At 54.7% G+C, this 13,537-nt stretch carries 7 protein-coding genes; 5 read left to right on the top strand and 2 right to left on the bottom strand.

Annotated features, from left to right (window positions below):
* Positions 1 to 91 precede the first annotated feature (91 nt).
* The 4 genes from rplM (at position 92) to sspB (ending at position 2,391) form a co-directional block, all read left to right on the top strand.
* The gene (gene rplM, locus K5Y30_RS12715; protein ID WP_007886599.1) at positions 92 to 520 is read left to right on the top strand and encodes a 50S ribosomal protein L13; all 429 of its coding nucleotides are present in this window, start codon (positions 92 to 94) and stop codon (positions 518 to 520) included.
* Between the two features lie 15 nt (positions 521 to 535).
* The gene (rpsI, locus tag K5Y30_RS12710) at positions 536 to 928 is read left to right on the top strand and encodes a 30S ribosomal protein S9 (RefSeq protein WP_007886600.1); all 393 of its coding nucleotides are present in this window, start codon (positions 536 to 538) and stop codon (positions 926 to 928) included.
* A 329-nt stretch (positions 929 to 1,257) separates the two neighbouring features.
* The gene (gene sspA, locus K5Y30_RS12705; protein WP_008104394.1) at positions 1,258 to 1,899 is read left to right on the top strand and encodes a stringent starvation protein SspA; all 642 of its coding nucleotides are present in this window, start codon (positions 1,258 to 1,260) and stop codon (positions 1,897 to 1,899) included.
* A 3-nt stretch (positions 1,900 to 1,902) separates the two neighbouring features.
* A complete protein-coding gene (gene sspB / locus K5Y30_RS12700) occupies positions 1,903 to 2,391 on the top strand; it encodes a ClpXP protease specificity-enhancing factor (RefSeq protein WP_176970156.1) in 489 nt (162 codons plus the stop codon).
* A 52-nt stretch (positions 2,392 to 2,443) separates the two neighbouring features.
* Here the strand turns inward: sspB and K5Y30_RS12695 are convergent, their stop codons facing one another.
* Both K5Y30_RS12695 and K5Y30_RS12690 read right to left on the bottom strand, forming a co-directional pair.
* Positions 2,444 to 4,198, bottom strand: a complete 1,755-nt coding sequence (locus K5Y30_RS12695; RefSeq protein WP_222185105.1) for a sulfite reductase subunit alpha — start codon at positions 4,196 to 4,198, stop codon at positions 2,444 to 2,446.
* A gap of 69 nt (positions 4,199 to 4,267) precedes the next feature.
* A complete protein-coding gene (locus K5Y30_RS12690) occupies positions 4,268 to 9,799 on the bottom strand; it encodes a glutamate synthase-related protein (RefSeq protein ID WP_222211644.1) in 5,532 nt (1,843 codons plus the stop codon).
* A gap of 902 nt (positions 9,800 to 10,701) precedes the next feature.
* On the opposite strand from K5Y30_RS12690, the gene arcB reads away from it, so the two are divergent.
* Positions 10,702 to 13,056 carry an aerobic respiration two-component sensor histidine kinase ArcB gene (gene arcB / locus K5Y30_RS12685; protein ID WP_222211642.1) on the top strand — a complete coding sequence of 785 codons (2,355 nt, stop codon included), beginning with the start codon at positions 10,702 to 10,704 and terminating at the stop codon, positions 13,054 to 13,056.
* Positions 13,057 to 13,537: the final 481 nt, after the last annotated feature.

Raw genomic sequence — 13,537 nt, 5'->3', positions numbered from 1 at the left:
TGCTGGGCAAAATGGTCGTGTGAGCCTCAATCGTTTACTTAGCGTTTGGGATTTCACCAACGTGTAACTTTTTATTTGGGTAAGCTTTTCAATGAAAACTTTTACAGCTAAACCAGAAACCGTACAGCGTGACTGGTATGTTGTTGACGCAACGGGCAAAACCTTGGGTCGCCTGGCGACTGAACTGGCGCGCCGTCTGCGTGGTAAGCACAAAGCGGAATACACTCCGCACGTTGATACCGGTGATTACATCATCGTTCTGAACGCAGAAAAAGTTGCTGTAACCGGCAACAAGCGTACTGACAAGATTTACTATCACCACACTGGCCACATCGGTGGTATCAAGCAAGCGACCTTTGCAGAGATGATCGAGCGCCGTCCTGAGCGTGTGATTGAAATCGCGGTTAAAGGCATGCTGCCGAAAGGCCCACTGGGTCGTGCTATGTACCGTAAACTGAAAGTTTACGCAGGCAACGAGCACAACCACGCGGCGCAGCAACCGCAAGTTCTTGACATTTAATCGGGATTATAGGCAATGGCTGAAACTCAAAACTACGGCACTGGTCGCCGCAAAAGCTCTGCCGCTCGCGTCTTCATCAAGCCGGGTAGCGGTAACATCGTAATTAACCAGCGCTCTTTGGAGCAGTACTTCGGTCGCGAGACTGCACGCATGGTCGTGCGTCAGCCGCTGGAGCTGGTTGATATGGTTGGTAAATTTGACCTGTACATCACCGTTAAAGGTGGTGGTATTTCTGGTCAGGCTGGTGCGATCCGTCACGGTATCACACGCGCTCTGATGGAGTACGACGAGTCTCTGCGTTCTGAACTGCGTAAAGCGGGCTTCGTTACCCGTGATGCGCGTGAAGTTGAACGTAAGAAAGTCGGCCTGCGTAAAGCACGTCGTCGTCCGCAGTTCTCCAAGCGTTAATTGTTTGCTGCTTCGGCAGCGGCAGTTGGCTCAAAAAACCCGCTTCGGCGGGTTTTTTATTGCCTGCATTTATGATTTTTTCCCACGAAAAACGCGAGCTTTACCCGCATTTTGCCCGCAAATCATCACGCCCGCCCCACAAGCTGCTTAAAATCTGGTAAACTCACTGTCACTTTGCGCCTGCAAGACGCAGCGTTGTGCATGTCGTTCCTGTCCGGAAGACCGGTCGATGCTCCTGACGCTGACGGTAGGCGAATCTGATGAGCCGGTGAGTCGCCGCGTGGTTGGCTATTCGCAGTATCTTTTTGTGAACAAACTTGGAGGTTTTCATGGCTGTCGCTGCCAACAAACGTTCGGTAATGACGCTGTTTTCTGGTCCGACTGACATTTTCAGCCATCAGGTACGTATTGTACTGGCTGAGAAGGGCGTCAGCGTGGAGATCGAGCAGGTTGAAACGGATAACCTGCCGCAGGATCTGATTGACCTCAACCCGTATCGCACCGTACCGACGCTGGTCGACCGTGAACTGACGCTGTATGAATCACGCATCATCATGGAATACCTCGATGAGCGTTTCCCGCATCCACCGCTGATGCCGGTTTACCCGGTCGCGCGCGGTGAAAGCCGTCTGATGATGCACCGCATCGAGCAGGATTGGTACAGCCTGATGCGCACCATAGAAACCGCCAACGGTGCCGAAGCCGATGCAGCGCGCAAGCAACTGCGTGAAGAGCTGCTGGCGATTGCGCCACTGTTCGCACGTACGCCTTTCTTCATGAGCGAAGAGTTCAGCCTGGTGGATTGCTATCTGGCGCCGCTGCTGTGGCGTCTGCCGCAGATGGGTGTTGACCTGTCTGGCGCGGGTTCTAAAGAGCTGAAAGGCTATATGACGCGCGTGTTTGAACGTGACTCTTTCCTCGCGTCACTGACGGAAGCAGAACGTGAAATGCGCCTGCAAGCTCGGGGCTAATGTATGGAAATGTCGCAACTAACGGCGCGTCGTCCTTACCTGTTGCGGGCGTTCTACGACTGGTTGCTGGATAATCAGTTGACGCCGCATCTGGTGGTCGACATCAATCTGCCTGGTGTGCAGGTGCCGCTGGAATATGCGCGTGATGGGCAGATCGTTCTGAACATCGCGCCGCGTGCGGTAGGCAATCTTGACCTCGCTAATGATGAAGTGCGTTTCAACGCGCGTTTCGGTGGCGTACCGCGTCAGGTTTCTGTGCCGATGGCTGCGGTTCTGGCGATTTATGCCCGTGAAAACGGCGCTGGCACCATGTTCGAGCCGGAACCGGCTTATGAGCTGGCGACGGACGAGCAGGATGGTAGCGGTCAGGAAGAGACGATGATGTCTGTGATTGATGGCGATCGTCCGGATGATGCGACTGACGACGACCACTCTCCAGATGATGAGCCGCCGCCGCGTGGCGGACGACCTTCACTGCGTGTGGTGAAGTAAAACGTGCAATAAAAAACGGGCCGATTGGCCCGTTTTTTTATGCCTGCGCGTCTTAGTAGACGTCGCGCAGGTAGCGTTTATCTTTCTTCAGCTGATCAACGTAAGCCGCCGCTCGCTCGCTGGACAAGCCACCGAACTGACGAACCACTTCATACAGCGCGGCATCAACGTCTTTTGCCATGCGAGATGCGTCGCCACACACGTAGAAGTACGCGCCATCCTGCAGCCAGGCATACAGCTCTGCGCCTTTCTCCAGCATGCGGTTCTGCACGTAGATCTTCTCTTCCTGATCGCGCGAGAAGGCCAGATCCAGATGAGTCAGCAGACCTTTCTCCTGCCATGCCTGCAACTCTTCTTCGTAGATGTAATCATGTGCCTGATGCTGGTCACCGAAGAACAGCCAGTTTTTACCTTCTGCGCCGGTTGCCTGACGTTCCTGCAGGAAGGCGCGGAACGGTGCAATACCGGTGCCTGGTCCAACCATGATCAGCGGCGCATTGCCGTTTGACGGCACACGGAACGCTTTGTTTGGCGAGATGAAGATCGCCGGCTTTTCGCCGCGACGTACACGTTCAGCCAGATAGGTTGAGCACACACCTTTACGCTCGCGGCCGCCGCTGTGATAGCGCACGGAAGCGATGGTCAGATGGACCTGATTTGGATAGGCTTTCGAGCTCGACGAGATGGAGTAGGCGCGATGCTGTAACGGACGCAGCATGGCAACAAATTCCGGTACCGACAGGCTGCGGGTCAGCTCAAGCTGCAGCAGATCCAGCGTGTCTTTGCCCCACAGCCAAACGGCAAGGGTATCTTTATCGTCGTGCTGCAAGACGTGACGCAGTTCCTGGTTGGTGGTGTGCTGGCCAACCCACTCAATCAGTTTGCGTGACGGCTCGGAAATTTCGAACTGATAAGTCAGCAGATCGCCGAGGTTGCGATCAAAGCTGGGAACTGGCGTTTCGTAATCTGCTTTCAGCTGAGTCAGCAGCAGTGAAACCAGTGCTGCGTCGTTCACCGGGATCACACCCAGCGCATCGCCCGCTTCATATTTCAAACCGCTGTCGGTGAGATCAAATTCGAAGTGACGAATATCTTTCGCCGACTCTTCTGCCGAAAGACGCTTGTTAGTCACCAACGCAGCCGCATATGGGTTTTGCTTATTGCTGCCCGGAATGACCGGCGCTTCTGGCGCGCTTTCTAATGCTGTACCGCTGCTGCCTGCACTGGCGGCGAATTGCGGCATCGCCGTACCAATCCACGCGCTGGATGGCTCTTCGAAGTCGATATCGCAGTCGATACGATCGGCGACGCGTTTTGCACCGAGCTGCTCAAGACGCATATCGATGAATTTACCTGCCTGGCAGAAACCGTCGTAGCCGGTGTCGCCAATCGCCAATACCGCAAAGTGCATCTGCTCCAGACGCGGCGCGGTGCTGGCTGAAATCGCGTTCCAGAACAGCTGGGCGTTGTCCGGCATTTCGCCTTCGCCGTAGGTCGAGGTGACGATCAGCACGTGACGCATGGTAGCGAACACATCCAGATCCACTTCGCCCAGCGCTTGAACCACCGGCACCAAACCTTTGGCGCGTGCGGCTTTAGCGGCCGTTTGCGACAGCGCTTCAGCGTTGCCGGTCTGTGAACCGAACAGGATGTGCAACTGCGTATTGGTGCTGGCACCTGCAGCCGGTGCGCTCTGCTTGTCTTCTAATACCAGCAGGCGCGAATGGAGACCGGCGAGGAAGCCCGCCAGCCAGTATTTCTGCTCACCGTTAAACGGTGCATCTTCAGGAATGTAAGGAATTTTCATCGGTAAGGCACTCAATCCTGTTCAATCAAAATATAAAAACTAAATTACACATGTTCAGTAGCACTGTAATCAGGAAAGTTTCCCGACTGCAGCAGCGATTTCTGGCAAGGCAGCACGCGCAAACAGCTCTTCAAAATCAGGCAGATGACCAAGCACTTCACGGTTGCAGGCATCCTGATAGATGATCCAGCCGTAAGTCGCCAGGCTGTCCATCGAGCGAATGTTGCGCTGCGTTAATGCCGCTTTGTAATCTGACATTCGTTTCGCGGCGATCAGGCTTGCTAGTTCGTCATCGCTGTAGCTCTCAATCGCCGAGCGTGCATGACGTTGCAGCTTGCTGATGAGCGTGAAATCTTCGGTCATCAGCAGATTGCGTACCGCTTTTTCTACTGCTGGATCTTCCACCGCCGTGCCTTTCGGCAGCTTGCCCAGCGCCAGCTGCTGCGCGAGGCTGAGAACGGTGTAGTTGTTCAGCAGAACAAACATCTCTAGCGTATCGGTCGCGCCATAAGCCGGAACTGCGCCGTTGGCAATGGTTTTACCGTCACGCCACGCTGATTTGAACTTCGCAACCTGATGCGCAGCCAGCGAGGTTGACAGCTCTTCAAGCAGGTCTTTACGTGATTTGGCTTTCAGGATCTCGGTGCCATCCTGATACAGCAGCAGCGAACGCGGCATCACATAAACAAAATGGTGGCACTCGGTTTCCCAGTTATCCAGCAGCCAGGCCGCGCGTGGCGATTGGGTTGCTTCCAGATGCCAGTTCAGCATGGTCAGCACCGCTTGTTTGTGCACCTGCGCCATTTCATCTTCATCGGCGATAGAACCAAACAGCACCGAATCACCTGCTGCGTGGGCTGCCAGCGATCCATACGGATCGTACTGGTAAGCGAAACCGCCGCTCATGCCGTTGCCAAAGCCTTTACCAAAGGTGCCAAGGTTGAGGATGGCGCCGTTGGTCATGTATTCGCAGCAGAAGTCACCAACGCCTTCCACTACCGCGGTTGCGCCGGAGTTACGCACGGCGAAGCGGTCACCCGCCTGGCCCTGAACGAACAGACGGCCGCCGGTGGCGCCAAACAGCGCGAAGTTACCGATCAACACGTTGCCATCGCTATCCTGTGCGCCGCCGCCTGGTGACATCACCACCAACTCGCCGCCGCACTGGCCTTTGCCGACACCGTCGTTACAGGTGCCGTAATGCTTCATCTGCATGCCGTCGTTGCAGAACGCGCCGAACGACTGGCCGGCAGAACCGCTGGTGTTAATCAGCACGGTGGCTGGCGCCAGATAGTGACGACCGCGATCGTCTTTCAGCACCGCTGGTAATGCAGCCAGCTGCTCTGTCGAGAGTTCATGGTTCAGCATGCGTTCGATATCGATCGCCAGCTGACCACCGACGCTTTTGTTACGGTTGTTCAGCGTGATGCCCGCGCCCAGCGCGATTTCACGGCTTGCCGCGCCAACCAGCTGTGTTTTCAGTTCGTTGACCCAGCCATCATCCAGTTCAAAGTCTTTTTCCAGATACACCGGCTTAGCAATTTTCTGCTCTGGCACCACGGTCAACATCGCACGCAGATCCAGTTTGCCGACTTCCAGCGGGTGATCCATCAAGTGCAGCAGATCCGAACGGCCACGCGCTTCACGCAGGGAACGCAGACCGAGGCGGGCGAGGAACTCACGCACTTCCTGCGCCACGTTGATGAAGTACTGCGCCAACTGACGCGGATCACCATCAAACGCTTCGGCGTTGGTGGTTAAACCGGCCGGGCATTTGACGTTACAGTTTTTCGCCATCACGCATTTCAGCATCATCAGCGCGGTGGTGCCGAACTCGAAGCTGTCGCCACCGAGCAGGGCAGATTTGATCACATCGCTGCCGGTCTGCTGCGCGCCGGAGCAGCGCAGCTGCACTTTGTCGCGCAGGCCGTTGGCACACAGCGCCTGATGCACTTCAGCGATGCCGATTTCCGCCACGCGGCCGGTATATTTCAGGCTGGTAACGGAAGCTGCGCCGGTGCCGCCGGTGTTACCCGCGACGTTAATGACATCTGCGCCAGCTTTCGCCACGCCAACGGCGATGGTGCCGATACCTTCAGAGGAAACCAGTTTGACGATGACGCGCACGCGCGCGGCTTTACAGTCGTGGATCAGCTGAGCCAAATCCTCGATGGAGTAAGTGTCGTGGTGCGGCGGCGGTGAAACCAGCTCAACGCCCGGCGTACCGCCACGCGCTGCGGCAATCTCAACGGTCACTTTTGGTGCTGGCAACTGGCCGCCTTCACCAGGCTTCGCGCCCTGACCGATTTTGATTTCCAGCTCTTCCAGCATTGGATCAGCAAGATAAGCCGCCCACACGCCGAAACGCCCGGATGCCAACTGCTTGATACGTGACGCGCGGATGGTGCCGTGACGTGAATAGTGCTCGCCACCTTCACCACAGTTACTCATGCCGCCAACCATGTTGGTACCGTGCGCGACAGCTTCGTGCGCCGGCGCAACCAGCGCTCCGTGGCTCATCGCACCGGAAGCAAAGGTACGCGTGATTTCGTGGGCTGGCTGAATCTCTTCCAGCGGCAGCGATGGCAGCGCGGTGAAGATCAGCGACAGATAATCGGCTGCTTTGCCGTAAGCGGTGATATGCAGCACGCCATTCGCTACGTTGCTGCTTTCGATATCGTCGGTGAAACGGGTTTTCAGCGCCCGCGCCAGCGCTTCCAGGCGCTCGCTTTCCGGTTTCAGGCCAGCAATGGCATCGATCAGACGCAGCTCGAACTGGTTCAGGCTGCCGTTCACTGCCTCACATTTCAGGCCACGCGTAGCGAAACCGTTGTTCACCAGCGAGTAACGGCCCAGTTTACGGCCGAATTCGGCTTCACTGTCCACGTGGGTCAGATCGCACGGCAGCGCGAGGATGTCACGTAGCGCCGCAGGACGGCGTTTACGTTCGGCATGCATCAGGCTGGAGAACTGACGATAATCTGGCGTGATGGCAAAGCTGTCGATCACATCATTTGGGATGCGCTCAAAGCTGCTGTCTTTAAAGGCTTCGGCTTTGATGTTGAACGCGTTATCCAGTTTGGCCAGCGTCATCAAACGAATAAAGTTGTCCTCTTCGCGCTCTTTGTTAGCAAAGCGAATGGGTTGTTCCGTCATATCAATGAAGGTACGCACCGCGATGGTGCCGTATGAGTGGCCCGCGCCTTCAGCACGCTCTTTGAACAGGCCGAGCAACGGCACTTCCGCTTCGCCCTGAATTTTTAATGCGCTTTGATGCCAGTCTACCGCCATCTGGGCGATCGCCGGGAAGCCCGCGCCGCCGACCGGCGTTTTGATATTCGGGAAATACTTTTTCAATACCGGATCGTCGGTATTCAGGAAGTTCGGCTCGAAGAACTCGCCGCAGCTGTAGCTCTCAACGGTACACAGGCCGACTTTACCCATGGTTTTCATCAGCGCTTTTTCGGCTGCTTTGGCATAGCGTTTAAAGGCTTTATTTCCTTCTTCGCCTTCACCGAATTTCTCTTCCGCACGCATCTGCACGCCGAGTGGGTAAACGGCAGAAGCACCGAAGCCCAGCGTCGCCGCGATATGGTGTGAAGAGATGCTTTGGCCACTTTCGACCACCAGCGAAACATCCAGACGCAGACCTTCCTGCACCAGACGTTGGTTGATCGCCGACACCATCAGCAGCATCGGGATCGCTGCGTGAGTTGAAGAGATATGACGATCGGTGATCACCGCGATGCCGCCTTGCTGGCGTGCGAAATCGACAACCTGCTGGGCTAAGTCATCAATGGCTTTTTCCAGCGCGTTGGCGTTGGCCGCACGGCTGACGATATCTTTGCCGACCACCGGCTCATACAGCATCTCGAAACGCGCATAAGGAGCGACGGTTTGCTCGCGCAGGCGCAGCATGTCGAGGTGCGTCAGGATTGGCGTCGGAACAATGATTTGCTGACCTTTGCTGCGGCCGAGATGCGGCTTCGCACCCAGCGCAACACGCAGCGTCATGCCGTCCGCTTCACGAATGGAGTCGAGCGGCGGGTTGGTAACCTGGGCAAATCGTTGTGAGAAGTAGTGCGCCATGCCGCCTTCATGGTCAGACAGGCCGTTGATGGCGTTGCCATACCCCATGGCTGAGATCTTCTCAGCGCCGGTTTGCAGCATCGGATCCATCATAAATTTGAAGCTTTCCTGGTTGTAGTAGTAGGCGACAAAACGTTGATAGGTTTTGAGGTCACCACGATAACGCAGCGGCGAGCCGAGCTGCTCTGCCTGAATTTCTGGCAGGTCGGCGAGATCGATACGCGCTTTGCTCAGCAGTGACAGATAATCTTTTTCAGCGGCCAGTTTTTCCAGCGCTTCAACCGTGGTGTAAGAGCGTTTCTCTTTGTGATCGTAATAGAGCATGCCGCCCGCTTCGATACGGCCACGACGCAGCACGCTTTCCGGTGGGAAGGCGATCTGGCCCGCTTCAGACATCGCTCCGATGTACTCCGCGGTTTCAACGGAACGCAGCGGACGCAGACCGAGGCGGTCAAGTCGCGCGCCGATAACTTCACCGTTACCGAAGATCAGCGCAGCTGGGCCATCGTTCTTCTCTTCATATAAAGAGAAGTACTCGAGCATGGCGCGCACTTCGTTCGAGAGCGAGGTATCGTTCTCCCACGCTGGCGGCATCATCGAAACTACGGCGTTGATCAGGTCGAGGTTATCTTCCATCAAACGGCTATGGATGCTCTGGTCGAGACGCGAACTGTCGGACTGACCTTTTGGACGCACGATTTTTTTACCGCGCGCCAGCATCAGTGCCGCTTCGGCAATGCGGTTTTTACGATCGGTGTTCAGCTCGCCGTTGTGCGCCATTAAGCGGAATGGCTGCGCCATGGTGGTATGCGGATCGGTGTTGGTCGAGAAACGGGTGTGGAAGAACAGCCCGCGCACCTGATGATCGGCATCGGTCAAATCTTTGAAGTAAGGAATCACTTCGTTGGAGTTCAGACGCGCTTTAAATACCTGCGTGCGCGAAGAGAGCGACAGCGGATAGAGGCCGCCGAATTCGCTTTCGGTAAAGGCGCGCGCTTCGATATCCAGCAGCGCGCGATAAATCTGGCGCTCGAATTCGAGTTGTTCAGTCACTTCCTGCGGCGCGGCAAAAATCCACTGCACAATCGGCAGCTGGAATTGCAGGGCGGCCGGGCGCGTCACGCTGCCGTCCAGCGGCATATCGCGTTTCACTAATACCGGGAAGTTATGCGCCGCCAGCGTTTCTTCAACCAGACGCTCAGCGTTTGCACGCAGCTCTGCGTCTTTTGGCACAAAGAAGTTACCGACGCCAAAACGTCCGGCTTCCAGCGCCAGACCGGTGACCTTGCGGAAGAAGTTCAGGGAGAGATCGACGTTCACACCCGCGCCATCGCCCACGCCTTCGGCAGACATGCCGCCACGATGCGGAACCGTGCACAGCGCGCTATGGGCCATCCGCAGAATCTCATGAGTCTGCTCGCCGTCCTTACGGGTAATGAAACCTACACCACAGCTGTCACTGCCAGCTGATGGGTCATACAAACCATAGGGATTCGGTTTTTGCGTGGACATTGAGAGTCTCCTTAAACTTCTTTTGACATTACCTGCATTATTTCGCGTACCGCAGCGTGACAATGTAAGCCAGCGCGGCGGTATCAATTCTTGTGCCGCTCAGTAAAGAGCAGGCGTCGCAGCACCGAGCAAGGGCTCTCAAGACACTGTTGTCACGTCCTTAATGAGCTGCTCTTTTTATTCCGGTCTCTTTCGGGAGATAGCTTGCATCCAGAGGGAGGCTTCTTGCTGCATAGATATGCCGAGACACAGGCCCACCAGGAAAGCTTCCAGTGGAATTCCAACTTATCGGGAAAGCGAACTCAGGTCAAATAGCCAGCTTTGATGCGGGTAATAGGCTTTCTTGTCACTTAATTAAATGATTAATAAGAATTTATTGCGTAAATTTATGTCAATATCCCGCTGCGCATTCCCCCAGGAAGTGTGAGCCGTCTCACTGTGACCCAGCCCTCTAATATCCAAACAATGCTGGCAGAAAGGGTTATAACAGCATTTAATGCTGTTAGGGGCAGTTGATACACAGCATGTATCTGTTTTTCTTATGGCGTCATATTTGAATCAAAATGGCGCTGCCATTAGTAAAATTAATCACGCAAAGCGTGCGTAGAAAGTCATTTAAGATGAATGGGTATGCAATAAGGAGGTGCAACCATCAGGATGAATGGCTGCCAGGGTGCTGATTAGCACCGGATGTTGAGGAAAGGTCCGCAAAAGTGCGGCCCTCCAGATTATTCAGTTGGCAGAATTAGTCAAGCGCTTTGCGCATATAGAAGGGAACGTCGGCGAAATCACGCTGCGATGCACCATTACAGGGCATAACCTGCGCGATATGGCCGGGTGAAGCGGGGCAGCGCAGCGATAATTACGCTATCATGAGCCAGATTTCGTTCAGGGAGCTCGTAATGAAACAGATTCGTCTTTTAGCGCAGTACTACGTTGATTTGATGGTCAAACTCGGCCTGGTACGCTTTTCGCTGCTGTTAGCCTCAGCGCTGGTGGTGCTGGCGATGGTGGTACAGATGGCCGTCACCATGGTATTGCGTGGGCATGTGGAGAGCATCGACGTCGTCCGCTCCATCTTCTTCGGTCTGTTGATTACGCCCTGGGCCGTCTATTTCCTCTCAGTGGTGGTCGATCAGCTGGAAGAGTCGCGCCAGCGCCTGTCGAAACTGGTGGATAAGCTGGAAGAGATGCGTACGCGCGATCTCGAGCTTAACCAGCAGATGAAAGAGACCATCACCCAGCTTAATCAGGAAATTAACGACCGTATTAAAGCCGAGCAAGCGCGCGAGCAGGTGATGGATAAGCTGCGCGAAGAGATGGCACGACGCGAGCAGGCGCAAATTGAGCTGGAACAGCAATCCTCCTTCCTGCGCTCCTTCCTTGATGCGTCACCGGATTTGGTGTTCTACCGCAACATTGATAAGCAGTTCTCCGGCTGTAATCGCGCCATGGAACTGCTAACCGGCATGAGTGAAAAGCAGCTGATTGGCCTGACACCACGCGATATCTACAATGATGAAGCCGCCACCAAAGTGCTGGAAACCGATGAGAAGGTGTTCCGCCACAATGTGTCGCTAACCTACGAACAGTGGCTGCAATATCCCGACGGGCGCAAAGCCTGTTTCGAAATCCGTAAAGTGCCCTATTACGACCGTGTCGGAAAACGCAGTGGCCTGATGGGCTTTGGCCGCGACATTACCGAGCGTAAGCGCTATCAGGACGCGCTGGAGAACGCCAGCCGTGAGAAGACTACCTTTATTTCGACTATCAGCCATGAGCTGCGTACGCCGCTGAATGGCATCGTCGGGCTGAGCCGCATCCTGCTGGATACCGATCTCAATCAGGAGCAGCTGAAGTACCTCAAAACCATCCACGTGTCGGCCATCACGCTGGGCAACATCTTCAATGATGTAATTGAAGTGGACAAAATCGAACGCCGCAAAGTGCAGCTGGATAATCAGCCGCTGGATTTCACCGGTTTCCTCGCCGATCTGGAAAACCTCTCCGGTCTGCTGGCGCAGCCAAAAGGGCTGAAATTTGTCATGGCGCCGGAGCTGCCGCTGCCCCATAAAATTTCGGCGGATGGCACGCGTCTGCGTCAGATTCTGTGGAACCTGATCGGCAATGCCGTGAAATTTACTCAGCAGGGCGAGATTGTGGTGCGCGTTGCCTATCGTCAGGATGAAACGCTGCACTTTGAAGTGCAGGATTCCGGAATGGGCATTCCGCAGGAAGAGCAGGATAAGATCTTCGCCATGTATTACCAGGTGAAAGATCAGCACGGCGGCAAGCCGGCAACGGGCACCGGCATCGGTTTAGCGGTCTCGCGTCGTTTAGCCCAGGCGATGGGCGGCGATATCAGCGTGAGTAGCGTCGCGGGGCAGGGTTCCTGCTTCACCGTGGAGATCAACGCGCCACGCGTCGCTGAGGAAGTGGAAGACGACAATCTGGATGACAGTATGCCGTTGCCGGCGCTGCATGTGTTGCTGGTGGAAGATATTGAACTCAACGTCATCGTTGCGCGCTCGGTACTGGAGAAGCTGGGTTGCAGCGTCGAAGTCGCGATGACCGGTACGGATGCGCTGGCGATGTTTGATCCGCAGGAGTTCGATCTGGTGCTGCTCGATATTCAGCTTCCGGATATGACGGGCCTCGACGTGTCACGTGCCATCCATCAGCGTTACGCAGATGTGGCGCTGCCGCCGCTGGTGGCATTGACCGCCAATGTGCTGAAAGACAAAAAAGAGTATCTCGATGCCGGCATGGATGATGTGTTGAGCAAACCGCTTGCTGTGCCAGCGCTTACGGCGGTGATCAAGAAGTTCTGGGATTATCAGCCGGAGCTGGAAGAGATCGCCACCGAATCATCAGACGCGCAGTCGCGCACGCTGCTAGATGTGGCGATGCTGGAGCAATACATTGAACTGGTTGGCCCTGGTTTGATTACCCAAAGCCTGACCATGTTTGAGCAGATGATGCCGGGCTACCTCGAGGTGCTGGATTCCAACATGATGGCGCGCGATCAAAAAGGCATTGCTGAAGAAGGGCACAAGATCAAAGGTGCGGCAGGTTCGGTTGGCTTACTGCATATACAGCAGTTGGCGAAGCAGATTCAGTCGCCGGAATTGCCAGCGTGGTGGGACAACGTGCAAGAGTGGGTCGATGAGTTAAAACAAGAGTGGCTGAAAGACGTGAACGTGTTACGTGAATGGGTAGCGGAGCGGGAAAAATTACAGGACGTTAGAAAAAAATGACCCCAGTCGAAACTGGGGTGCGCGAATACTGCGCCAACACCAGGGAAATGGGCATTGCTGCTATTATTAGAAATCGAATAAGAAAGCAGCAGTTCGGTATTGGTTAACGCTTCCAAATCACCTTAACAAATTCGCCAATGCTTGCGACAAGATTCATTAAATTGTGTGATGTTGAGCAGCGATTAAATACAGAAAACATTAATTTGCTGACACAGTCAAGCAAGGAATTAATTTCTTTGCCATATTGCACCTTTTTTGACCAATTGTTCTGCTTTTTGCCTGGTTTTGCTTCAGTCGTTAGCAGGAAAAGCCTGACACGAGCATGGAAAATATGATTCTGACAAAAAATTGAAGTTAAGTTAGATTAACATGCTGATATTGATGAATAAAGTAAGGTTTTCTGACGGCTTATCCAAAACGTTTTGGAAACCTTAAACGGAAAGTTCCAGTTTATAGTTTATTGAATGATGTAAACCAATTG

This window comes from Pantoea sp. DY-5 (assembly GCF_019795955.1).
In the GTDB taxonomy this organism is placed as follows: Bacteria; Pseudomonadota; Gammaproteobacteria; order Enterobacterales; family Enterobacteriaceae; genus Pantoea; species Pantoea leporis.
This window is presented reverse-complemented; position numbering and strand designations above follow the sequence as displayed.